Genomic DNA, 22829 nt, shown 5'->3' with positions numbered 1-22829 from the left:
GGAGAACGTGGGACACAAAGTCCCTGACAGATTTATCCCATTTGGGTCAATTCGTATGCGAAAGAGACCCCGAGTATCGGGCGTCCCGTTCTCCTTCGCGTGTCACCGCGAAGTCGGCCGCGGTGTCGCCCCGCCAGGTGATCGAAACGCTTCCGGGATAACACGCGTCGCCCTTCACCTGGTCGAGGGTCAGCACGAGCGTCTCGCCCGATTCGCGCGCGGGGGTGAGACGGCCGGAGCAGTGGAGGTCGGCACCCCACCTCATCCGTGCCGGGGTGGTCAGGCGGATCTCGACCGGGAAGATCCGGCCGGCCGAGGGATAGCGGGCGACGCCCGTCCACGTCCCGTCGAGGCGCCCGGCCAGGCGGGCTGGCTGGTGGGCGGATTCGCGGCCGGGTTCGCCGTTCGTCAGGACCCACGCGACACCCGCTGCGACGACGACCGCGACGAGGAGGACGAGCGAGGCGATCACCGCACGCGCCCGCCCGCGACCACGCCCGCCGGGTCTGGCGAGCTCCGTAGGCCGGTCCACCAGGACGCCCTCGGCTCCCCCGGGCTCCGTGCCGGTCCGCTCCGTACTGGTCCGCTCCGTACTGGTCCGCTCCTGGCTGGTCGGCGTCCGGCTGATCGGAGCCGAGCCGGTCGGCGTCGGGCCGGTCGGGCCCAGGCCGGTCGGACCCAGGCTGCTCGGATACGAGCCGGTCGGATCCAGGCTGGCCGGCTCGGTGTCTGCGGGTTCTCGGCCGGTCGGCTCGGTGTCGGACTCGTCAACATCGGTCCGGCCTGTGTCGGCCTGGCCTGTGTCGGCCTGGCCTGTGTCGGCTTGGCCTGTGTCGGCCTGGCTTGTGTCGGTCTGGCTTGTGTCGATCTGGCCGGTGTCGGCCCGCGCCCCGGGCGACGTAGCCCCCGGCTCCTGTCGTGGCGGTGCCGTAGACCCGGACACCGCAGAGCCGGACACCGCAGAGCCGGACGCCGCAAAGAAGGACGCTGCGGAGCCGCCGGGCCCCGGTGCGGTCATGCCCTGCCCCGCCCGCCCCGGGGGTCCGGGCCGGCCTGGGGAGGGCCGGTCGAGCAGGGCGCTGAGCACCTGTCCGGCGTCCGGCCGGTCGGCCGGGTCCGCGGCCAGGCACGCCACGACGAGATCTTTCAGCAGGCCGGCGAGCGGCCCGAGGTCCGGCATGCCGTACAGGATGCGGGCCATGACGGCCGCGTGCGTGTCACCGGTGTAGGCGTGCCGCCCGCTCGCCGCGTAGACGAGCGTGAGCGCCCAGCAGAACACGTCCGCCGCCGGACCGGCAGACCGGCCCTGGAGCTGCTCCGGCGCCATGTAGGCCGGGGTGCCGACGAGATTCCCGGTCGTCGCGGTGGCGTCGGCGAGCCGCGAGATGCCGAAGTCGACGACCCGCAGCCCGTCCGAGCCGAGGAGCACGTTGCCCGGCTTGAAGTCGCGGTGGACGATTCCCGCCCGGTGGATCGCGGCCAGCGCGGTCGCCGTCCCCACGGCGACCCGGTCGAGATCGCCGCCCGTCCGCGGTCCCGCCGCCGTCACGTGCTCGCGCAGCGACGGCCCGTCGACGTACTCGCTCACGACGTACGGCCGGTCGCCGTCGAGGTCGGCGTCGAGGACCTGGGCGGTGCAGAACGGCGCGACCCGGCGCACCGCCTCGATCTCACGGGCGAAGGCCCGCCGGGCGGCGGTGCCGTCGAGCCGGGCGTGCAGGAGCTTCACGGCCACCGGCACGCCCGACGGGGCGGTGCCTCGGAAGACGACGCCCTGGCCGCCCGCGCCGAGGCGGCCGTCGAGACGGTAGTTCCCGAGATGCCGGGGGTCCTCGGGACGCAGGAGGGAGACGTCGGGCACGGCGGCGTACGGCTCAGCGGGCTCGGCCGGTCGGGTGAGCGCGGTCCGGGAAGCGCGCGTCCGACGGGCGCCGGCTCGACAGACGCGGATCCGACGGCTGTGGATTCAACGGGCGCGCACTTAACAGGCGCGGGTCCGACAGGCGCGGGTCCGACAGACGCGGGTCCGACAGGCGCGGGTCCGACAGGCGCGGGTCCGACAGGCGCGGGTCCGAGAAACGCGCGTCCCACGGGCGCCGGCTCAACAGGCGCGGATCCGACGGCTGCGGATTCAACGGGCGCGGATCCGACGGGCGCGAATTCACCTGGGCTCGGTTCAGCGGGCACCGCCCCACAGCGCGGTCAGCGCGGTGGCGGCCAGAACCTTGACCCCGATCCCGATCGCGCGCTCGTCCACATCGAACAGCGGCCGGTGGATGTCGACCTCGTCGACGGTCCCCGGCGCCCGGGTGCCCAGCCGGGCGAGCGCGCCGGGCACCGACTCGAGATACCAGGAGAAGTCCTCGCCGCCGAGGCTCTGCGGCGTGGGCACGGCCGCGCCCTCGCCGATGACCTGGGTGACCGCGTCGTTCAGCATCTGGATGCTGGTGGCCTCGTTCACCGTGGGCGGCGTGCCGCGCCGGTAGTCGATCTCGGCGTCCACGCCGTACGCGCCCGCGACCGAGTCGAGCAGGGCCTTGACCATGTCGGGAGCCTGGTGCCAGGCGTCCTCGTCGAGCGACCTGACCGTGCCCTGGGCCACCCCGAAGTCCGGGATCGCGTTGGCCACGGAACCCGCGGAGATCTGGCCCCACACGAGGCTGAGGCTGGAGCGCGGGTCGACGCGGCGCGACAGCGCGGCCGGCAGCTCGGTGACGATCTTGCTGAGCGCGTAGACGAGGTCGACGGTCAGGTGCGGGCGGGCGGTGTGCCCGCCCGGGCCCGCGACACGGATCCGCAAACTGTCGCAGGACCCGGTGATCGGGCCGGTCCGCAGGCCGATGTGACCGACGTCGAGGCGCGGGTCGCAGTGCAGCGCGAAGATGCGGTCGACCTCGTTGAGGCCGCCGTCGCGCATGACCTCGAGCGCGCCGCCCGCGACCTCCTCGGCCGGCTGGAAGATCAGCCGCACCCGGCCGGGGAGCGCTCCCGCGTCGGCCTGCGACGCCAGGAACAACCCCGCGCCGAGGACGATCGAGGTGTGCACGTCGTGGCCGCAGGCGTGACACGCGTTGGGGTTCGTGGAGCGATAGGGGACGTCCTTCTCGTCCTCCATCGGCAGCGCGTCGATGTCGGCGCGCAGTGCGACCGTGGGGCCCTCGCCGCGTCCGAGGTCCACCCACAGGCCGGTGCCGCGCGACAGCGGGTGCGGGGTGAGCCCGGCGTCCGTCAGCCGCTCAGCGATCTTCTCTGTCGTGCGATGCTCGCTGAAGGCGATCTCCGGGTGCGCGTGTACGTCTCGCCGGAACTCGATCAGCTCATCGTTGTGCTCGCGAAGGAATTCCGCCAGCTGCCCGGCCAGGTCGTTACTTCCCGGCACGGCCGCGTCCGGCGTTGCGAGCTTCGATGAGGTGGCCACGGGTCTTCCCTTCTCCGGCGAGCCGTCCCGCCACGGATTGCCGGATCGTCCAATATGATCATGAAAAGTCACGAAAAAGCCCAAAAGGGTCGAGCGGGCGTGTCTCGCCTCCACCGACCCTTCATTCACAATCCTTCCATGCCGCGACCCTCCGATACGGCGGATTGCCCAGTATTTACACCGGGCGCCGCACGTTGTCAGAACTAGGCACTGTTGACGGACATATCAGGCCTACCCCGTCAGGTGGCTGATTGTCCGATCTCGCGGTTGGGGTTCGCGGTGACGAACCTGTCCTCGGCGAGCTCGATTACCGTGGCGTCGACCACGTCCTGGAGGGTTCCGCCGTCGGCGAGGATCGCTCGCTGGCGCTCGGATGAGCTCCCCTGCTCCAGCACCTCGGTCACGACCGCCAGCTCGTCGGCACAGCCGAGCCGCTCGGCGACGGGTTCGAGTTCACGCTGAAGTTCATACAATACGTCGCGCATCGGCGCCGTGGCGCCATGGTCGTCGGTGATGACGTCCATGTCGAGGCCGTAGCGCGTGGCGCGCCACTTGTTGTCGCGCACCACCCACGCCGCGGGATGCGGCAGCGTGTATCCCCGGTCGAGCTGCTGATCGAACTGCTGCACGAGGCACTGGGACAGCGCGGCCACCATGCCGACCTCGCGCGGCGTCGGGATGCCGTCGAACATCCGGATCTCGATCGTGCCGAAGTCGGGGTGCGGCCGGATGTCCCACCACACCTCCTTGATGCTGCGGATCGTGCCCGCCCGCAGCAGCGTGTCCATGTACTCCTCGAACTCGGCCCAGTCGGCCAGCAGGTGCGGCGGCCCGGCCGTGGGCAGCGAGCCGAAGACGATGGCCCTGCTGGACGCCAGCCCGGTGTCCTGCCCGCCCCAGAAGGGGCTGGAGGAGGTGAGCGCGAGGAAGTGCGGCAGGTACGCCGCGAGGGCGTTGACGATCGGGATGACCTTGTCCCGCTCCTTGACGCCCACGTGGACGTGCACGCCGAACGTCTGGATCCGCCAGGCGAGCCATTGCAGGTCCTCGATCAGCTCCACGTAGCGCTGGCTCGGCGCGTAGACCGCGTCGCGCCAGTCGCTGATCGCGTGGGTCCCGGTGCAGGCGAGCCCGATGCCGCGCGGCTCGACGGTCTCGGCCAGCCGGCCGATGCTCTTCTTCAGATCCTGCACCGCCTCGGCGACGGTGTGACAGACGTCGGTGACGATCTCGACCTGCGACTGCATGAGCTCGTGCATGGCCTTGGGCCGTTGCCCCTCACTGAGGTCGGGAACCGCGGCGAGCACCTCCTTGGCGTCCTGGCGGAGATGACGCGTCAGCCGGTCGACGAGCTGAAGCTCCCATTCCACGCCGAGCGTCGCGCCACGTGAAGGGTTGAAGTCGATCGCCAAAGCTTGCCTCCATCACGCTCGGTCCCTGCCGACCCTTCGGGTCACAGCGGACAAGGTCGTTCCAGGCTCAGGCCCTACCCTTCATCCATCCCCGCACGCCGACCGCCCCGAGCGCCAGCCCCAAGATGATGTTCACCGCGATGAGCACGCCGTGGACGACGTAGAAGGACGTCTCGTGCCCGTCGGCGAGGTTGAAGCCGAGGTTGATCCACTCGAAGATCGTGAAAACGCCGAGTGCCACAAGGAAGATCGATACACGTCTCGTCATGTCCACAGTATCGGGCTGCCACCAGCGTGGCCCTGTGGCATTTGGGGCATATGTCGCGTCATGCGAAGGCAGTCAAGGCTAGGCTGAGCGACCTATGGGGACGAACCTGCGGGCCCTCGCCGCGACCGTGACGACGACGGGGGTGCTGACGACGGCGCTGCTCTGCGCCCCTCCCACCGCGAACGCACGGGCCGTGCCAGACCTGGCGCCGCGGCAGACCGGCACGGCCACGCTCGGCACCGCAGTCACCGGAACCACAGTGGCCGGAACCACAGGGACGGGAACCGCTGTCACCGGAGCGACCGTCTCTGGAACGGCCGTCTCTGGAACAGGCAAGGCTAACGGCGCCATCGGCGGAGACCGGCTCGCCGGCCGCGGGATCATCCGGCCCGCCGGGATCAAGCCCCCGCCCAAGACCGAGGCCAGCGCGTACGTCATCGCCGACGCCGACACCGGCGCGGTGCTCGCGGCCAAGGACCCGCACGGGCACTACCTGCCCGCGAGCACGCTCAAGACGCTGACGGCCGTGACGCTGATCCCCCGGCTCGACAAGAACCGCAAGATCAAGCCGAGCGAGGAAGCCTGCAATGTGGAGGGCAGCGCCGTCGGCATCGTCCCCGAGCCGATCTACAAGGTCGACGACCTCTTCCGGGCGCTGCTCATGGTCTCCGGCAACGACGCGGCCGTCGCGCTGGCCGAGGCCAACGGCGGCGTGAAGAAGACGCTCGCCGACATGAACAAGGAGGCGCGCAAGCTCCAGGCGTACGACACGGTGGCCAAGACGCCGAACGGCCTCGACGCCCCGGGCCAGCGCAGCTCGGCGTACGACCTCGCCTTGATCGCGCGGGCCGGGCTGGCGCTCCCGGACTTCCGCGAATACATCAGCACGAAGGTCGCCAAGTTCCCCGCGCCCAAGGAAGACCCCAAGAAGAAAAAGAAGAAGAAGCGCCGCGACGACGCCGAGGCCAGCGAGTCTCCCGCGCCCGCTTACTACGAGATGGCCAACCACAACCGGCTGCTGGGCCGTTACAAGGGCATGCTCGGCGTCAAGAACGGCTGGACGTCCAAGGCCCTGGGCAGCTTCGTGGGCGCGGCCAAGCGTGACGGCCACACGATCCTCGTCGTGATCATGCATCACCCCGGTTCTTTCTGGGACGAGGTCGCCAAGCTGCTCGACTGGGGCTTCGCCGCGAGGGGCAAGGCGGCCCCCGTGGGCCAGTTGGTCGCCCCCGCGCCCGACCCCAAGCCCGCCTCCTCCCCCCTGGCCGTACGGGCCTCTCCGACGCCGGGCGGGGCCGACGTGGGCGCGGCCAGGGCACGTGGAGAGGACCCCGCCTCCAACGGCGCGGGCTCGACCACTCCCCTGGTGATCGGCGGCGGCGCCGTCGTGGTCCTCGCCCTCGGCGCGTACGCCCTGCGCCGGCGCCGCAGGACGCCCGGCGATGCCACCGGCTAACTCGCGGGCGGGGACGGCGTGCTCGGCGGCGCGGCTGACCTCCTCCCATCGGGCCCGCGTCTTCATGCGCTGACGGGAGACGTCGAAGGCCAGGTCGTAGGCCATGCCGCCCAGCAGCAGCCGTAGCGGCGGCTCGTCGCTGCCGACGAGCTTCAGCACGGCCTCGGCGGCCGGCCGGGGATCGGTGCCCACCGACCCCTCGGGCTGCGCCCCCGTCAGGTCGGGCCACGGCCGGTCGTGGGCGTGGTCGCGGGCGACGGCAGCGGGGTGGGCTGGGGCGGCGGGCCAAGAGTGGCCGTCGCCGTCCACGCGGCGGCGTAGAGGATCACCCGGGCCGACAGGTTGATCCACAGCAGCAGCCCCACGACCACGGCGAACGTGCCGTACACCGGGTTGCGCAGGGTGCCGGCCAGGATCAGCGCCGCGAGCTGCTTCAGCACGCCGAAGCCGACCGCCCCCAGCAGCGCGCCCTTGAGCACGACGAGGAACGGCTGCGGCGGCTTGGCCAGCCAGCCGAGGATGACCAGGAAGAGCAGCAGGTCGGCGACGAGGCTCGCGCCGATCCCGGCGAGCCAGATCCCGAAGCCGGCCAGTGGCGAGGAGCCCAGGCCGAGCCATCCCGCGACCGTGCTCGTGGCCCCGGTGGCGAACCCACTCGCGATCACCGAGACCAGCATGGCCAGGCCCATCAGCACGAGCGCGACGAGGTCGCGGAGCTTGCCGACGAAGTAGTTGAGCGGCGGCTCGCAGGTCATCCAGATGGTGCGCAGGGCCCCGCGCAGGGCGTCCATGGCGCCCAGCCCGGCGTACAGCAGACCGAGCAGACCGATGACCCCGGCCCGGGCGCGGGCCCCGGCCAGCTGGTCGATGTGGAGCTGGTCCGCGAGCCCGGGAAGCTGCTTGTTGATCGCCTCGGTGAGCGTGGCGAGCGCGTCCGGGCGGATCGTCACGATGTAGCCGAACAGGGCGAACGCCAACGCGATCAGCGGGAAGAACGACAGGAACGCGAAGTAGGTGATGGCGCCCGCAAGCCGGTCTCCCGACTGCACCTGGTAGCGCTGCACGGTCCGGATGAGGTGATCGAACCAGGGGAAGCGGATCCGGTCACGCTCGATCCGCATGCGGCCCCATGCCCTGACCTCATCGATCCGCCGCGTGACCCGGTCGACCAACGCCATTCCCATCGCCCTTGTGTACCCGGAGAAGGCGTCTCGATGCGTACGGCGACCGCGGCCCGGGGCGGGGCCGCGGTCTCAGACGCGGGTCGCTCGAAGGACGAAGCGAACGCGGCTCACTCGAAGAGCGGCCTGGGCGCGCTCACACGAAGTGCGGCGTGGGCACGGGCTCACTCGAAGCGCGGCGTGGGCGCGCCCACGAGAAGGGCGGAGCCGGCGCGGATCACTCGAAGGGCGGCGTGGGAAGCAGGCCGAGGCGCTCGCGGACCTGCTCCATCGTCTCGCGGGCCACCTTGCGGGCCCGGGCGGCGCCCGCGATCAGCAGCCGGTCGAGCTCGGCCTCGTCGGCCAGCAGCTTCTCCGTACGCTCCCGGATCGGCGAGAACGTCTCGACGACGGCCTCGGCGACCTCCTTCTTGAACGCGCCGTATCCCTGCCCGGCGAACCGCGTCTCCAGGTCGGGGATCGGCGTGCCGGTCAGCGCGGACAGGATGCGCAGCAGGTTGGTGACGCCCGGCTTGTTCTCCTCGTCGGCGACGACCTCGCTGCCGGTGTCGGTCACCGCGCGCATGACCTTCTTGCGCAGGACGTTCGGCTCCTCCAGCACGTCGAGGATGCCCTGCGGGCTCGACGACGACTTGGACATCTTGGCGGTCGGGTCCTGGAGGTCGGTGATCTTCTCGACCTCCTTGAGGATGTAGGGGCTCGGCACCTTGAACGTCTGGCCGTAGCGGCTGTTGAAGCGCTGCGCGAGGTCGCGGCTGAGCTCCAGGTGCTGCTTCTGGTCCACCCCGACCGGCACCTGGTCGGCCTGGTAGATCAGGATGTCGGCCGCCTGGAGGATCGGATAGGTGAACAGGCCCACGCTGGCCGAGCTCTCGCCATAGCGCGCGGACTTGTCCTTGAACTGCGTCATCCGGCCGGCCTCGCCCATGCCGGTCTGGCAGATCAGATACCAGGCGAGCTCACTGTGCTCACGCACGTGGCTCTGTGCGAAGACCGCGGCGCGCTCCGGGTCGAGCCCCGCGCCGAACAGCTGGGCGGCGGCGATCCTGGTGCGCCGGCGCAGCTCCTCGGGCTTGGGCGCGACGGTCAGCGCGTGCAGGTCGGCGATGAAGAAGAAGGCCTCATGAGTGTCCTGCAGCGCGACGTACTGACGGATGGCGCCGAGATAGTTGCCCAGGTGGAACGAGTCGGCGGTCGGCTGGATACCGGACAGGACGCGAGCAAGAGCCATACGGCAATTCTGTCAGCAGTCGCGGGCTGCCCGCGACAGACGCGGCCCGTGGCGGACGCTCCCGCCGCCGAGGTCCCTGAGCCGACAGGATCGCCACAGCTCGCGGTGGGGCCGCGCCTGTGGGGAGGACGCCTCCCTCGGGCGCCGGGCGTGGAACACTTCCCCGGCCCCGCGCCTGTGGGGAGGACGCCTCCCTCGGGCGCCGAGCGTGGAACACTTCCCCGGCCCCGCGCCGATGCCCCGCCCGCCGCTCAGCCGGTCGCCGCCGGCGCCGGGTCTTCCGGGGGCGTACGGGTGACGCGGACGCGGGAGACGCGGCGGCCGTCCATCTCCGTCACGGTCAGCTTCACGCCCGGCGCCTCGGCGACCTCGCCGCGCTGGGGCAGGTGGCCGAGGAAGCCCATGACGTAGCCGCCCAGGGTCTCGTACGGCCCGTGGGGCAACCGCACGCCCGTCTGCGTGTGGAACTCATCCAGGTTGACGAGCCCCTCGACCTCGACATCCCCGGCGATCACGCGTACGGCGTCGCCGCTCTCGTCGTACTCGTCGCGGATGTCGCCCACGAGCTCCTCGACCAGGTCCTCCAGCGTCACGATGCCGTCGGTGCCGCCGTACTCGTCCACCACGATGGCGAGGTGGTGGCCCTCGTCGCGCATCTCCGCGAGCGTGACGAGGACCCGCTTGCTCGCGGGCACGAACTTGACCGGGCGGATCGGCACCAGCTCGCTGATCGGCTCCAGCCGCCCGGTGCGCACCGGGTCGAGCAGGTCGCGCACGTGCACGAACCCGATCACGTCGTCGTAGGAGTCGCGATAGACGGGAAACCGCGAGTGCGGCATGGCCGCGGCGAGCACGGCCGCCTCGGCGAGCGGGGTGTCGGCCGCCATGAACTCGACCTCCGTGCGGGGCAGCATGACCTCCCTGAGCTGCCGTTTGCCCGCCGCGAACACCTCGGCGATCACGTCGCGCTCGTCCTGGGTGAGCTCCGTGTGGCCCACGACCATGTCGCGCAGTTCCTCGGTGGTCATGGCCGCCCTGTCGGCGGACGGGTTGCCCCCGAGCAGCCGTACGACGCCGTTGGTCGACTTGGACAGCAGCCAGATCACCGGCCTCGACAGCATGGCGATCCGGTCGAGCAGCGGGGCGGTGACGAGCGACAGGCTCTCCGCCCGCTGCCGGCCGAGCCGCTTGGGCGCCAGTTCGCCGAGCACCAGGGTGACGTACGAGATGGCCAGCGTGACGGCCACGAACGCGACGGGCGCGGCCACGCTCGGCCGCAGGCCCCACTGCTCCAGGACCGGGGCGAAGCGCGGGCCGAGCGCGTCGGCGCCGAGCGCGGCCGACAGCACGGTCGCCACGGTCACCCCGACCTGGATGGCGGACAGGAAGCGGTTGGGGTCGCGGGCGAGCTTCTGCACCCGCGCGCCGCGGCGTCCCTCCTCGCGGCTCAGGCGGCGGATCTGGCTCTCCCGCAGCGAGACCATCGCCATCTCGGCCGCGGCGAAGAACCCGCCGATCAGGATGAATATCAGGACCAGGGTGATGGTCACCGCGACGTTGCTCAACGTCATCAGTCCGTTCGGGTGTCAGGCAGGCCGGGCCGGTCGTCGCGATCCCCTGCGACTTGCTGGGATTGCGGTACTGGAGGCATTTAACCCGCTCCTCATGGGAACCGCGTAAGCTAGGCCCCGGACGTACATAATCCAACACTTCTGAACAGGAGCGAACAGTGAAGCTGCTGGTTACTGGTGGAGCCGGGTACATCGGCAGCGTCGTGGCGGCGCAACTCCTGGAGGAGGGGCACGAGGTCACGGTGCTCGACGACCTGTCGACGGGGCACGCCGACGCCGTTCCGGCGGGAGCCGCGTTCGTGCAGGCGTCGATCACCGAGGCGGGCGGCGTGCTGTCCGAAGGGTTCGACGCCGTGCTCCACTTCGCGGCCAAGTCCCTGGTGGGCGAGTCGGTGGAGAAGCCGGGGCTGTACTGGTCGAACAATCTCGGCGGCACGCTCGCGCTGCTCGACGCCATGCGGCAGGCCGGGGTGAACCGGATCGTGTTCTCCTCCACCGCCGCCACGTACGGCGAGCCCGAGCGCACGCCCATCCTGGAGACCGACCCGACCCGCCCTGGCAACCCCTACGGTGCGTCGAAGCTCGCCGTTGACACCGCGCTGACCGCCTTCGCCGGGATGTACGGCCTGGGCGCGGTCAGCCTGCGCTACTTCAACGTGGCCGGTGCGTACGGCGAGTTCCGCGAGCGGCACACGGTCGAGACCCACCTGATCCCCAACATCCTCAAGGTCGCCCTCGGCGAGCGCGAGTCGGTCAGCGTCTTCGGCACCGACTACCCCACTCCGGACGGCACCTGCATCCGCGACTACGTCCACGTCGCCGACCTCGCCCGCGCTCACCTGCTCGCCCTGGACGCCTGCACGCCCGGCGAGCACCGGATCTACAACCTCGGCAGCGGCACGGGCTTCTCGGTCAAGGAGGTCGTGGACGTCTGCCGCGAGGTGACCGGGCACCCCATCCCGACCACCGTCGCGGCGCGCCGTCCCGGCGATCCGGCCGTGCTGGTGGCGTCGTCGGAGAAGATCCAGCACGAGCTGGGCTGGAAGCCGGCCCACGCGTCGCTTCGCGACATGGTCACCGACGCCTGGACCGCCTCCACCAAGACCGCCTGAGCCCGGCGCCCGCATCGACGCCGCCGGGTCACGCTCGGCGCAGGGCCACCCGTACGCTCGCCTTGTTGTTGGCCGGGCGGCGGTCGCCGTACCGGCGCGAATAGACGGTGGCCATCGTCGCCACGGCGTGCGAGGCCCGGGACGGCACCCGGAACACGAGTTCGATCAGCCCCCGCGACCCCGACCTTATCGGCGGCAGCGAGCACCCCACGAACTGGCGGTTCCCCCGGCAGCGCCCGCCGCGCGCGGACAGCAGCCGGGCCCGGCGCGGCTGGAAGAACACGTAGGCGTCCCGCACGACGCGCGGCCCCCGGTTGCGCACCTCGGCCCGTACGGAGAACCAGTGACCCGGGCGGACGAACCTGGCCGAGGAGCGGAACCGCATCGACAGGTCGGCCCCCTCGTCGACCCGGGTCACCACCTCGGCCCTGTTGTCGGTCTCGTCCTTGTCGAGCACCTCGGAGGTCAGATCGGCCCGCGCCCGCAGCGGTCCGTGCGCGCCCGGCGCGATCACTCCGGTGATCGTCATGTCGCCCGAGCCGCCGGGCAGGACGTCGTCGGACGAATGGCAGACGACCCGGTTGCGCGCCTTGCCGGGCTCGCACTCGGCGACGCCCACGTTGACGATCTGGAAGTCCTTCGGCAGGGCGACCCGCAGCGTCGGCAGCACGGCGTCACCCGGGCCCTTGTTGTGCACGGTGACGTGATAGGTCAACGGCTGCCCCGGCTGCGCCACCTTCGGCGTGGCGGTGATGCCGACCGTGAGGTCGGCCATGCCCCACTGATCCTTCACCGGTGCCGGCCGGGGTGGCTCCCCGGTGACGGCGAGCGCCGGATGAGGCGCTCCGGCGGCGAACACACAGACCAAACCCGTGAAACCCGTGACGACCCTACGACCCACTGCCGCTCCCCCGAACGCTTGCGATCAATTCAACCGTGTCGGACGGGCCCCGCGCACCGTCCGACACGCCGCTCGAAGCGCCGCTGACGTGCCTTCTCACGCCGCGACGAGGTCCTCCTGCCGCGGCGCGCGCCTGTCGAGCGGCACGCCGCCCCGAGGCAGCAGGGCGAGCGCGAGGAGGGCGACGACCGCGCCCACGACCCCCAGCCAGGGGATGACGGTCGCGGTCGCGGCGGCGTGGGCCGCGGGCAGGCCGTGCATCGGCGCCTCCCGCGTCACCACGGACGTGTACGCCGTGCCCGCGACGGCCAGCGCCACCGAGCCGCCGATCTGCCGGAAGAACGTCAGGTTCGCGCTGGCCGTGCCGATGTAGCGGGCCGGCACGGAGGTCTGGATCGCCACGGTGAGGCCCGACAGCATGGGCCCCATGCCGAGCCCGATCAGCGCCATCCACACGACGAGCAGCGGAGTCGAGGTGCCGACTTCGAGGTTCGCGCACAGCGCCGTGCCCGCGACGAGGAAGACCGGCGCGATCACCAGCCAGGGCTTGTAGCGGCGGGTACGCGCGATCAGGGCGCCGGTGCCGGCGCTGCCCACGACCATCGCCAGCATCAGCGGATAGATGTGCAGCCCCGAGGAGGTCGCGCTCAGGCCGTGCGCCTCCTGGAAGTAGCGCGGCAGGAAGACCACCCCGGCGTACAGGCAGAACGCCGTGAAGAAAGACGCCACGTTGACCAGCGAGTATGTGCCGTTCGCGAACAGGTGGAGCGGCACGATCGGCTCCGCGACCCGCCGTTCGACGAGGACGAACACCACGAGCAGCGCGAGCGCCGCGCCGATCGGCCCGGCCACCGGCCCGCTCGTCCAGGTGTGGCCGTCGATCCCCTTCTCGGTAAGGCCGACGAGCAGGGCGCTGATCGCGGCGCTGAACACGGCGATGCCGAGATAGTCGGGCCGCGCCCCACCGTGCCCGGGACGGTGCGGCAGCCGCCACACGATGATGGCCACGAGGACGGCCCCGATCGGGACGTTGACGTAGAAGGCCCAGCGCCAGCTCGCGTGGTCGGTGAACAGGCCGCCGAGGAACGGCCCGGCGATGTAGCTCAGCGCCATGACGGCGCCCACGGCGCCCTGCACCCGCCCGCTGCGCTCCGGCGGGAACGAGTCCAGCGCCAGCGCCAGCGACAGCGGCAGGAGCGCGCCCGCGCCGAGCCCCTGCACGCCCCGGAAGGCGATGAGCTGCCCCATGGTCTGCGCCGCCCCGGACAGGATCGAGCCGAGCAGGAACAACACCACCCCGATCAGCAGGAGCGGCTTTCGCCCGTACGCGTCGGAGAGCCGGCCGTACAGCGGGACCGTGACGGTCGAGGTGAGAAGATAGGCGGTCACCACCCAGGTGTAGAGGTCGGTGCCGCCCAGCTCGGTGGTGATCCTCGGCAGCGCGGTGCCGACGATCGTCTGGTCGAGCATCGCCAGGAACATGCCGCCGAGCACGGCGAAAAGGAGGAGTCCGTTTCTGGATCGCATATGTCGAAGGTGACATGTAAGAGCTTACATGTCAATCCTTAGGTATAGTGGGGGCATGTCCCTGCGCATCGCCCTTCTCGGTCTGCTGACGGCGTACGGCTCGGCCAGCGGCTACGACCTGACCAAGGGGTTCGAGAGGTCGGTGGCCCACGTCTGGCAGGCGGGGCACAGCCAGATCTATCCCGAGCTGGCGAAGATGACCGCCGACGGGCTGGTCACGGTGGAGGCGGAGGGCGCACGGGGGCGGAAGATCTACTCGATTACGCCGGAAGGCCGCGCGGAGCTGCGCGCCTGGCTGATCGGGCACGACCCCACCGGTCCGACGCGCAGCGAGGTCGCGCTGCAGGCGTTCCTGCTCCCGCTACTCGAACCACGCGAGGCGCTCGACGTGCTGGAACGGCTGAAGAGCCACATGGAGCACAAGCTGGCCGAGCTGGAGGCCCTGCGGGCGTCCAAGCAGGCCGCCTCCACCCCGGAGAGGACGTCCGGGGTCAGGTTCGGCGACCTCGCCCTGGACCTCGGCCTCCGGCAGGTCCGCACCTCCCTGCAGTGGGCCGACGACGCCATCGCCCAAATCGGCCGCCAGACCTCCACGGAGGAGGGCGCGAACCCCTCCTGAGCCCGGACGCCTCCTGAGCCCCGACGGGCGACCGGGCCTCGGGCCTGGACCCCGCCCGCCCGGCCGGCCGGCCGGAGTACGGACATGAGGCGCCGCACACCCGGCGGACCGGAGTGCGGGCCCAGCGGAGCCAGGGCGCGGGCTCGGGCAGCCGTGGCGCGGGGCTCAGCCGATCAGAGTGCCGGCTCGGCGAGCCGGAGTGTGAGCGCTCGGCCGGCAGCGGCGCGCTCATGACGCACCACACGCCCGGCCGACCGGAGTGCGGGGTCAGCGGCAGGCGAGCTTGGGCGGGACGTCCTGCTCAGGAGCGAAGTCGACGTTGCCGAAGTGCTTGCGCAGCAGGTCACGCATCGTGCCGTCGCCGTACATGCCGCTGATCGCGTCCTCCACGGCGCGGCAGGTGCGCAGGTCCCTCTTCGGCAGGCCGACGGCGTAGCGCTGGTCGGTCAGCCGCACGCCGAGCACCGACAGCTTCAGGCTCGCCACGCGGTTGGCGAAACCGGCGATGATGAGGTCGTCCCCCGGGACGGCGTCGACCTCGCCTCGCGTCAGCAGGTTCATGCACTCGGCGTAGTCGTTCACCGGGACCTGCTCGACGCCCACCTTGTCGGCGACGAGCCGGGCGCTGACGCTGCCGACGGGCGCGCACATCCGACGCCCGGCCAGGTCCGCCAGCTTCTTGATGCGCGAGCCGGAGAGCACCAGCAGGTCGGTGTGGGCCGTGTAGTACGGCCCGGCGAACGTGACCGCGTCGTTGCGGTTGTCGTCGTAGGAGTAGGTCGCCACGACCATGTCCACCGTGCCGTCGGTCAGCGCGCGCACCCGGTCGCCGACGCCGAGCCTGCGGAAGGTGATCCCGTTCGCGGGGACGTTCAGGCGCCTGGCGATGGCCGTCGCGACGTCCACGTCGAACCCGCTGAACCCGCTCGCCTGCTCCAGACCGACCCCGGGCACGTCCCACCGCACACCGATCGTCAGCCGCTTGGTCTGCCGCGCCTTGTCATAAACCGAGCCGTACGCCGGCTTCGGCCGCGGCGTGACCACGGCGCCGGTGGCGCCGTCCTCGCTCGCGTCACCGAACGCGAAGCCGGTCTTGGCGGCCAAGATCGCGGTCCCGGCGGCCACGACGGCGAGCACGGCCGCGAGCGCGCCGAAGAGGCCCCTCCGGCGACGTCGTGCCCCACCACCCGGCCCTGTGCCGCTGGGCCCTGTGCCGCTGGGCCCCGTGTCGCCGGGCCCTGTGCCACCCGGTCCGGTCCCGCCCGGCTCCATCCCGTACGTCCCGGTCGCGTCCGGCACGCCGTATGCCCCGGCATCGCCCGGCCCCGTCTCAGCCGGCCCGGTGCCAGCAGATCCCGTTCCGCCTGGCAGGGGCCTGGCCGGTACGGGCCCCGCCGCGTCGAAAGCCGCCACAACAGGCCATACGGTGGCGTGACCACCGAGGCCCCCCGTGCCCTCGCGTGGGACAGCGCCGAACCTGGGGTTGGTGGGGCCGGACAACGAGGCGGACTGAGACGCCCCGGTCGACGCGTCGTTCCCGGCCTGACCGGCGTTCGCGGCGTGACCGCCCTGGCTGATGTTCCCCGTGTGACCGGTTTGGCCGACCTGACGGGCGTTCGCGGCGTGACCGCCCTGGCCGACGTTCCCGGCGTGACCGGCCTGACCGGCGTTTCCGCCGTGACCACCCTGGCTGACGCTCCCAGCATGACCCGCGTTCCGAGCCCGACCGGCGTTCGCGGCGTGACCGGCCTGACCGGCGTTCCCAGCATGACCGGCGTGGTCGCCTGTGCCGGTCCATACGCCGCTCCCGGCTCCTGGGCCGCTCCCGACCGCCGGGCCGCTCCCGGCCCCCGCACCGGTTCCGGTCCGTGCGCCACCCGTGGGCAGCCGACCGGCGCCGCCCGTCGCCGGGGCGCGGACCGGCCCCGTACGCGCGAGAGCGTCGGGGTCGGCGGCGTGCGCGGCGCCCTCGGACAGCACGACAGCCGACGCGTCGCCCGACACCGCGCGGCCCAGCAGGCGCAGCAGGATCTGGTCGGCCGCCGGGCGCTCGTCCGGCGACTTGCGCAGGCACGCGCGGACCACTCCGCCGAGCGGCTCGGGCAGCATCCCGGTGTCGATGTCGTGGTTGAGAATGCGGTTGAGCACGACCGCGATCGAGTTGCCTCCGAACACGACGTCGCCGGTCGCGGCGAACGCGATCGTGGAGGCCCAGGAGAACACGTCGGCAGGGGGCCCGACCGTGCCGCCGGAGATCTGCTCGGGCGCCATGTAGGCGGGCGTGCCGATCGCCCGGCTGGTGATCGTGGCGGTCGAGTCGAGGATGCGGGCGATGCCGAAGTCCACCACCCGCGGGCCGTCCACGGCCAGCAGCACGTTGTCGGGCTTGAAGTCGCGGTGGACGATGCCCGCCTGGTGGATCGCGGTGAGCGCGGTGGCCGTGCCGACCGCCAGCCGTTCCAGACTCGAACCGGTCAGCGGCCCGTCCTCCTCGACGGTCTCGCGCAGCGAACGCCCGTCGATGAACTCGCTCGCGATGTAGGGCGTGTCGCCCTCCAGGTCGGCCGCCAGGACCCGGGCGGTGCAGAAGCTCGCCACGCGCTGGGCGGCGCGCAGCTCCCGCGCGAAGCGGGACCTGGCCGTCGCGTCACCGGAGAACTTGACGTGCAGCAGCTTGACCGCGGCCCGCTCTCCGGCCTCGTCCTGGCCGAAGTAGACCACGCCCTGCCCGCCCTCGCCGAGACGGCCGGACAGCACGAAGGGACCGAGATTGGTCGGATCCCCCGGTTGCAACGGCGCGATCTGCGGCATTCCGTTCCCCACGATTCGGCAAACTACCGGCACCAGAACTTTACGGCCCCGGTGCGACGGTTCCGCGGCTCGATACCGCGCCGTGACGTCAGGAAACCGTGACAATGCGGCGAGCGGCCCCTACCTCCGAGTGACGGAAACGGGCCGCCCGGAAAGTTTCGGACGGCCCGGGGTGTGACCGCCCGGCCGTACGGCGCCCGCGCCGCCTTCCGCGCCGTCCAGGCGGCCGCTCGGCCGGCAGCCGGTCCGTAAAGCGAACGGGCCTCTGCCCGGCGGTGGAGAACCGCAGGCAGAGGCCCGTTTCCAGGCCCGTTACAGGGCACGTTTCAGGGCGTGTTCCGAGGCACGCCGCCAAGCGCGCACTCGTTACTGCGCCATCTTCTTCTTGAGGTTCTCGTCGAGAGCCGCGAGGAAGTCCTGCGTGGTCAGCCACTCGGCGTCGCCGCCGACCAGGAGCGCGAGGTCCTTGGTCATCTGGCCGCCCTCGACGGTCTCGATGCAGACCTGCTCCAGCTTCTCGGCGAAGTCGATGACCTCAGGCTGGTTGTCGAGCTTGCCGCGGTGCTGCAGGCCGCGGGTCCACGCGAAGATCGAGGCGATCGGGTTGGTGGAGGTCGGCTTGCCCTGCTGGTGCTGGCGGTAGTGACGGGTCACCGTGCCGTGCGCCGCCTCGGCCTCGACGGTGCGGCCGTCGGGGGTCATGAGCACGCTGGTCATGAGGCCGAGCGAGCCGAAGCCCTGCGCCACCGTGTCCGACTGGACGTCGCCGTCGTAGTTCTTGCAGGCCCAGACGTACCCGCCCTCCCACTTGAGGGAGGCGGCCACCATGTCGTCGATCAGGCGGTGCTCGTAGGTGATCCCGGCGGCCTCGAAGTCGGCCTTGAACTCGGTCTCGTAGACCTCGGCGAAGATGTCCTTGAACCGGCCGTCGTACGCCTTGAGGATGGTGTTCTTGGTCGACAGGTAGACCGGGTAGCCGCGGTCGAGGCCGTACCGCATGGAGGCGCGGGCGAAGTCGCGGATCGACTCGTCCAGGTTGTACATCGCCAGGGCGACGCCGGCGCCGGGGAAGTCGAAGACGTTGAGCTCGATCGGCTCGCTGCCGTCCTTGGGCGTGAACGTCAGCGTCAGCGTGCCCTCGCCGGGAATCTTCAGGTCGGTGGCGCGGTACTGGTCGCCGAAGGCGTGACGGCCGACGACGATCGGCTTGGTCCAGCCGGGGACGAGCCGCGGGATGTTCGACATGATGATCGGCTCGCGGAAGATGACACCGCCGAGGATGTTGCGGATCGTCCCGTTCGGGGACTTCCACATCTTCTTCAGGCCGAACTCCTCGACGCGGGCCTCGTCCGGCGTGATCGTCGCGCACTTCACGCCCACGCCGTACTGCTTGATGGCGTTGGCGGCGTCGATCGTGACCTGGTCGTCGGTGGCGTCGCGGTTCTCAATGCCGAGGTCGTAGTACTTCAGGTCGACGTCGAGGTAGGGAAGGATCAGCTGGTCCTTGATGAACTTCCAGATGATCCGGGTCATCTCGTCGCCGTCGAGCTCGACGACTGGACCCGCTACCTTGATCTTGGGCATGCGTGGGGTTCCCCTTCTGAATTAACTGGCCAGCACGTCCTTTTTGAGGCTCACTGGCCGTTGAGGCTATCGGACGGGTGTGGTAAGCCCGCGACGAGGTCGTGTTCCTACGAGTCGTGCAGCCGCAACAGCATGAGCAGCGAGCCGATGACGAGCGCCGCGCCGAACGCCGCCAACGTGAGCGCGTCCACCCGTTTGCCGCGGATCGCGAGCGCGCCCGCCCGCCGTTCGGAGACCGCCACCCGGACCAGGGATCCGGCGAGGAAGCCACATCCCATGATCGCACCACCCGTGGGCACCGGCGCACCCACGCCGATCGCGCACAGCCCGGCGGCCGCGCCCGTCGCCACCAGCAGGTACGGCCCCCAGGCCGTACGCTCGCTCGTTCTCACGTCTCTCCCATGCCTGCAACTGCGGTCCTCGGCGCTTCCTCGCTGTCACCGCTCGTCGATGGGCACCCACTTCTGGTCGCGCTCTCCGATGTACTCGCTGTCCGGCCGGATCAGCCGGTTGTCGGCGTGCTGCTCGATCACGTGGGCGGTCCACCCGGACATCCGGCTGACCGAGAACACGGGCGTGAACAGGTCCGTGGGGATGCCGAGGTAGTGGTAGACGGTCGCCGCGTAGAAGTCCACGTTCGGATAGAGGTGCTTCTCCGCGAAGACGACCTCTTCCATCTCCCGCGACATCCGATAGTAGGTGTCGTCGCCCGAGGCCTCGGCCAGCTCCTGCGACATCCGCCGCAGGTGCGTCGCCCGGGGGTCCTCGGTCTTGTAGACGCGGTGCCCGAAACCCATGATCTTCTCGCCCGCCGCCAGCTTGTCCCGTACGGCCTGCGCGACGCCGCGCGGGTCCAGCGCTTCCAGCGTACGCATGACCTGCTCGTTCGCCCCACCGTGGAGGGGGCCTTTGAGCGTGCCGATGGCGGCGACGATCGCCGAGTGCATGTCGGACAGGGTCGCGGCGCACACGCGGGCGGCGAACGTGGAGGCGTTCATCGTGTGGTCGGCGTGCAGCACCAGGCAGGTGTCGAAGATTTCGACCTCGCGCTGCCCGGGACGGCGGCCGGTGATCTGCAGGAGGAAGTTGGCGGCGGTGCTCAGCTCGGGATCGGGCGCCGGGATGTCGGCTCCCGTCCTGGCCGCGTGATAGCGGGCGACGAGGATCGGCTGCTGCGCCGTGAGCCTGGCGGCCTTGCGGAGGTTGGCGTCGGGGGCGTTGGAGTCCTTGTCCGGGTCGTCGGCCCCGGCCAGCGAGACGAGGGTGCGCAGCGCCTCCATGGGCGCCTGTTTCCCGGCGATTTCGGCGATGTTGCTCTCGACGAGCGAGCCCAGGGTGTGGCCCTCCGCCAGCTCCGCGCCGTAGTCCGCGAGCTGCTTGCGGGTCGGCAGCGTGCCGCGCTGGAGCAGGTGGGCCACCTCTTCGAAGGTGGCGTGGCCGGCCAGGTCGTGGATGTCGTAGCCACGGTAGAAGAGACGGCCGGCCGTGCCGTCGATGTCGCTGAGCGCTGTGGACGCGGCGACGACATCGGCGAGGCCTTTGGTGGGCTTGTCCGCCATAAGTGTTTCCTCCGCTTATCTCCGCCCGAAGTCTACCCGTGAGCAGGTAAAGCGCCCCTCAAAGGTCCAGACCAATTTCAGGATTGATTCTGCTCCTGGCAAAGGCGATTCCCCCTCGCCACGGGTGGGTAAGCCGCAGCTATAGGGAAAGTAACGGCGGGCTACCTGGGGAGGAACTGCCGTGGAGGGGCCGTTCATACGGATCGAGGACAGCGGCGAGGTGGTGCCGCTGCGCCCCGACGTCACCACGATCGGCCGCGGCCGAGGCGTGGACATCCGGCTGACGGATCCGAGCGTGTCACGGCTGCACGCCGAATTCGTCCGTCGCGGGCCCTACCTGTACGTCGTGGACCTGGGCCTGTCCCGCAACGGCACCCGGGTGAACGGCAGGCCGATCGCCAGGAGGGTGCTTGACGACGGCGACGTCGTCTCCTTCGGAGCCGCCCGGGCCCGGGTCGGCGGGATCCCGAGGGAGGACCTCGCCCCCGAGGTCGAGCTGCGCCGCGCCGCCGCGCCGGAGCTCACCCGCCGGGAGGTCGACGTCCTCACCTCGCTGTGCCGTCCGGCGCTGTCCGACGAGGCGTTCGTGGCGCCCGCCACGGCCCGGGAGATCGCCGACGACCTGGTGGTGACCGAGGCGGCGGTCAAGCAGCATCTGCTGCGGCTTTACCAGAAGTTCCGCATCCCGGAGGGCACCAACCGGCGCACCCGGCTCGCCAACGAGGTCGTCGCCCTCGGCCTGGTGCGGCCCACACCGGTCGTGCCGCCGCAGCGGGCCACCGGACCGGCCGAGCCGGAGCCGCAGCCCCGCCCCAGCGCGGGCCGCCGGGCGTCCTGAACCAGCCGCACACCGGCCGCCGGGAGCGGAAGCCATCCACCCCCGGCGGCCAATGGAGCGTTCCCACGGCCCACTAGCGCTCGCCGTCACGCCTTGGCGATCACCTGGGTCAGCGCGGCGAGAAACGCCTGCGGGTTCATCACCGCCACCACGTAGCGCTCGCCACCTCGCCCGCCGAGCTCGACGGCATGCATGCCCACCGGGACGTCGTACCCGCCGCCCAGCAGACGAGCTGCACGGCTCGTGGCCGGCGGGTGGAGCGTGATGTCGGCGACGGGAAGCGTGTGACGGCCCACGCGTAGCGTCCGGGGCGTCAGGGTGATGGCGTTGTAGCGGCGCTTGCTCAGCGAGACCAGCCCGGGGATCGAGGCGATGCCGAAGAACAGCGGAGTCAGGACGAGCATGGCATCGATCGGGAGCTCGTGATCCTGCACCCAGGCTTCCCCGAAGGACCAGATCAGCAGCACGGCGCACAGTGTCCAGGGCACTCCGAGCCACAACTTCGGCTTTCCGGGCCGCTCCTGGTAGACGATCTCGGTGTCGGACAAGTGACTCCCTTCAGATGATCAGCGACCGATTCGGCCGGCAGCCGGCAGGCGACCTCCAGCCGACGCGGGGCATGCCAGGCCCGGCGATGAGGTCGCGTATCCGCAGATGAGCAACGCACGATTCCCGCCGTACACGGGCGTCATATGTGACGACGCGAACCGTTCAGGAGCGACATGGCGCCGGAGAGGATCACTCCGCCGACGGTCAGCACATTCGTGTCGGCGCCTTGCATGACAAGGGCCAGCGCGAGATCGGTGGCATCGGCGTCCGGCAGGACCACCATGGTTCTTGCCGCGCCGGAACGAAGGGCCCCCCTGCACACCACTGGACCGCGTTCGCTGTCGCGCAGTTCCTCCCGCCCTGTTGGACCGCACAGGTAGGTGTAGTGGCGATCCCCCAGCACGACGCTGATGCCCCTGTCCTCCGCACGCAGAGCACGCCGATTCCGGGAGAGACGAGCGGTGATCCCGCCCACGGTCAACTGCGTGTGCTCATCGATGGTGATGTATCCAGAAGCGCCGAGCGGATTAGAGATCGTCGCATCCGGCAGCCCATCCCCGACCAGCGTGGCCTCTCGGGGGTAGTTGGGAATTTGGAGAGAGACCTCCCCGTATGGACCCGCCGTGCCGACCAGGTGCAGAAAGGTGACCTTCCGTTCACGACGGCGTTCAGGCACTCGCTCGACAAGATCAAAAGAGAAACCGGACACCGTACCTCACCGTCCAACAGAAGCGGGCAGTTGATCGAGGCCTGGGAGGAGCTCGGTGATCAGCTCCCAGACGCGCGGCGTCT

General features: G+C 70.8%; 19 protein-coding genes. 4 read left to right on the top strand and 15 right to left on the bottom strand.

Translation table 11 applies throughout. The annotated features are described in order from the left end of the window. Positions 1 to 46 precede the first annotated feature (46 nt). From OHB01_RS16705 to OHB01_RS16690, 4 genes are all read right to left on the bottom strand, one after another. Positions 47 to 1861: a serine/threonine-protein kinase gene (locus tag OHB01_RS16705; RefSeq protein ID WP_328855617.1), complete on the bottom strand. Its 1815-nt coding sequence runs from the start codon at positions 1859 to 1861 to the stop codon at positions 47 to 49. A gap of 315 nt (positions 1862 to 2176) precedes the next feature. Further along, the gene (locus OHB01_RS16700; RefSeq protein WP_185948943.1) at positions 2177 to 3418 is read right to left on the bottom strand and encodes an amidohydrolase; all 1242 of its coding nucleotides are present in this window, start codon (positions 3416 to 3418) and stop codon (positions 2177 to 2179) included. A gap of 239 nt (positions 3419 to 3657) precedes the next feature. After that, positions 3658 to 4830, bottom strand: coding sequence for a glutamate--cysteine ligase (locus tag OHB01_RS16695; protein WP_142646579.1), 1173 nt, complete (start codon positions 4828 to 4830; stop codon positions 3658 to 3660). 67 nt (positions 4831 to 4897) lie between these two features. Further along, positions 4898 to 5098: an SCO4848 family membrane protein gene (locus OHB01_RS16690; RefSeq protein ID WP_261986005.1), complete on the bottom strand. Its 201-nt coding sequence runs from the start codon at positions 5096 to 5098 to the stop codon at positions 4898 to 4900. Between the two features lie 94 nt (positions 5099 to 5192). On the opposite strand from OHB01_RS16690, the gene OHB01_RS16685 reads away from it, so the two are divergent. Next, complete coding sequence (locus OHB01_RS16685; RefSeq protein ID WP_328855616.1) at positions 5193 to 6554, top strand: D-alanyl-D-alanine carboxypeptidase; 1362 nt, start codon at positions 5193 to 5195, stop codon at positions 6552 to 6554. 215 nt (positions 6555 to 6769) lie between these two features. On the opposite strand, the gene OHB01_RS16680 is transcribed toward OHB01_RS16685, so the two are convergent. The 3 genes from OHB01_RS16680 to OHB01_RS16670 all read right to left on the bottom strand — a co-directional run bounded on the left by OHB01_RS16680 (position 6770) and on the right by OHB01_RS16670 (position 10537). Next, positions 6770 to 7738: a YihY/virulence factor BrkB family protein gene (locus tag OHB01_RS16680; protein WP_240971177.1), complete on the bottom strand. Its 969-nt coding sequence runs from the start codon at positions 7736 to 7738 to the stop codon at positions 6770 to 6772. A gap of 214 nt (positions 7739 to 7952) precedes the next feature. Next, positions 7953 to 8966: a tryptophan--tRNA ligase gene (trpS, locus tag OHB01_RS16675; RefSeq protein WP_147945084.1), complete on the bottom strand. Its 1014-nt coding sequence runs from the start codon at positions 8964 to 8966 to the stop codon at positions 7953 to 7955. A gap of 251 nt (positions 8967 to 9217) precedes the next feature. After that, entirely contained in the window at positions 9218 to 10537 is a 1320-nt protein-coding gene (locus OHB01_RS16670) for a hemolysin family protein (RefSeq protein WP_328855615.1), read from the bottom strand. A 158-nt stretch (positions 10538 to 10695) separates the two neighbouring features. Between OHB01_RS16670 and galE the strand changes: the two genes are divergently transcribed. Then, on the top strand, positions 10696 to 11649 hold the full coding sequence (gene galE, locus OHB01_RS16665) for a UDP-glucose 4-epimerase GalE (RefSeq protein ID WP_142646587.1): 954 nt from the start codon (positions 10696 to 10698) through the stop codon (positions 11647 to 11649). Positions 11650 to 11677: 28 nt separating this feature from the next. On the opposite strand, the gene OHB01_RS16660 is transcribed toward galE, so the two are convergent. Then, complete coding sequence (locus tag OHB01_RS16660) at positions 11678 to 12424, bottom strand: CARDB domain-containing protein (RefSeq protein WP_142646589.1); 747 nt, start codon at positions 12422 to 12424, stop codon at positions 11678 to 11680. 222 nt (positions 12425 to 12646) lie between these two features. After that, positions 12647 to 14077: an MDR family MFS transporter gene (locus OHB01_RS16655; RefSeq protein WP_142646591.1), complete on the bottom strand. Its 1431-nt coding sequence runs from the start codon at positions 14075 to 14077 to the stop codon at positions 12647 to 12649. 55 nt (positions 14078 to 14132) lie between these two features. On the opposite strand from OHB01_RS16655, the gene OHB01_RS16650 reads away from it, so the two are divergent. After that, complete coding sequence (locus tag OHB01_RS16650; protein WP_328855614.1) at positions 14133 to 14696, top strand: PadR family transcriptional regulator; 564 nt, start codon at positions 14133 to 14135, stop codon at positions 14694 to 14696. A gap of 267 nt (positions 14697 to 14963) precedes the next feature. Here the strand turns inward: OHB01_RS16650 and OHB01_RS16645 are convergent, their stop codons facing one another. From OHB01_RS16645 to OHB01_RS16630, 4 genes are all read right to left on the bottom strand, one after another. After that, positions 14964 to 17519 carry a protein kinase domain-containing protein gene (locus OHB01_RS16645; RefSeq protein ID WP_328855613.1) on the bottom strand — a complete coding sequence of 852 codons (2556 nt, stop codon included), beginning with the start codon at positions 17517 to 17519 and terminating at the stop codon, positions 14964 to 14966. A gap of 354 nt (positions 17520 to 17873) precedes the next feature. Then, the gene (locus OHB01_RS16640; protein WP_142646597.1) at positions 17874 to 19091 is read right to left on the bottom strand and encodes an NADP-dependent isocitrate dehydrogenase; all 1218 of its coding nucleotides are present in this window, start codon (positions 19089 to 19091) and stop codon (positions 17874 to 17876) included. Between the two features lie 107 nt (positions 19092 to 19198). Further along, on the bottom strand, positions 19199 to 19483 hold the full coding sequence (locus tag OHB01_RS16635; protein ID WP_142646599.1) for a DUF3017 domain-containing protein: 285 nt from the start codon (positions 19481 to 19483) through the stop codon (positions 19199 to 19201). 45 nt (positions 19484 to 19528) lie between these two features. Continuing rightward, positions 19529 to 20650, bottom strand: coding sequence for a citrate/2-methylcitrate synthase (locus tag OHB01_RS16630; RefSeq protein WP_142646601.1), 1122 nt, complete (start codon positions 20648 to 20650; stop codon positions 19529 to 19531). Positions 20651 to 20831: 181 nt separating this feature from the next. Between OHB01_RS16630 and OHB01_RS16625 the strand changes: the two genes are divergently transcribed. Further along, positions 20832 to 21488 (top strand): FHA domain-containing protein, encoded by a 657-nt coding sequence (locus tag OHB01_RS16625; protein ID WP_142616492.1) that lies wholly within the window; start codon positions 20832 to 20834, stop codon positions 21486 to 21488. A gap of 86 nt (positions 21489 to 21574) precedes the next feature. On the opposite strand, the gene OHB01_RS16620 is transcribed toward OHB01_RS16625, so the two are convergent. Both OHB01_RS16620 and OHB01_RS16615 read right to left on the bottom strand, forming a co-directional pair. Further along, positions 21575 to 22036: a hypothetical protein gene (locus OHB01_RS16620; protein WP_142646603.1), complete on the bottom strand. Its 462-nt coding sequence runs from the start codon at positions 22034 to 22036 to the stop codon at positions 21575 to 21577. A 140-nt stretch (positions 22037 to 22176) separates the two neighbouring features. After that, a complete protein-coding gene (locus OHB01_RS16615) occupies positions 22177 to 22746 on the bottom strand; it encodes a hypothetical protein (RefSeq protein ID WP_142646604.1) in 570 nt (189 codons plus the stop codon). Positions 22747 to 22829: the final 83 nt, after the last annotated feature.

This window comes from Microbispora hainanensis (assembly GCF_036186745.1).
GTDB lineage: Bacteria > Actinomycetota > Actinomycetes > Streptosporangiales > Streptosporangiaceae > Microbispora.
This window is presented reverse-complemented; position numbering and strand designations above follow the sequence as displayed.

What these genes read in the sequence shown, in the direction of transcription:
- OHB01_RS16670 (WP_328855615.1), bottom strand. Translation starts at nt 10,537, where the DNA reads ATGACGTTGAGCAACGTCGCGGTGACCATCACCCTGGTCCTGATATTC.
- OHB01_RS16690 (WP_261986005.1), bottom strand. Translation starts at nt 5,098, where the DNA reads ATGACGAGACGTGTATCGATCTTCCTTGTGGCACTCGGCGTTTTCACG.
- OHB01_RS16655 (WP_142646591.1), bottom strand. Translation starts at nt 14,077, where the DNA reads ATGCGATCCAGAAACGGACTCCTCCTTTTCGCCGTGCTCGGCGGCATG.
- OHB01_RS16680 (WP_240971177.1), bottom strand. Translation starts at nt 7,738, where the DNA reads ATGGGAATGGCGTTGGTCGACCGGGTCACGCGGCGGATCGATGAGGTC.
- OHB01_RS16685 (WP_328855616.1), top strand. Translation starts at nt 5,193, where the DNA reads ATGGGGACGAACCTGCGGGCCCTCGCCGCGACCGTGACGACGACGGGG.
- trpS (WP_147945084.1), bottom strand. Translation starts at nt 8,966, where the DNA reads ATGGCTCTTGCTCGCGTCCTGTCCGGTATCCAGCCGACCGCCGACTCG.
- OHB01_RS16650 (WP_328855614.1), top strand. Translation starts at nt 14,133, where the DNA reads ATGTCCCTGCGCATCGCCCTTCTCGGTCTGCTGACGGCGTACGGCTCG.
- OHB01_RS16660 (WP_142646589.1), bottom strand. Translation starts at nt 12,424, where the DNA reads ATGGCCGACCTCACGGTCGGCATCACCGCCACGCCGAAGGTGGCGCAG.
- OHB01_RS16630 (WP_142646601.1), bottom strand. Translation starts at nt 20,650, where the DNA reads ATGGCGGACAAGCCCACCAAAGGCCTCGCCGATGTCGTCGCCGCGTCC.
- OHB01_RS16640 (WP_142646597.1), bottom strand. Translation starts at nt 19,091, where the DNA reads ATGCCCAAGATCAAGGTAGCGGGTCCAGTCGTCGAGCTCGACGGCGAC.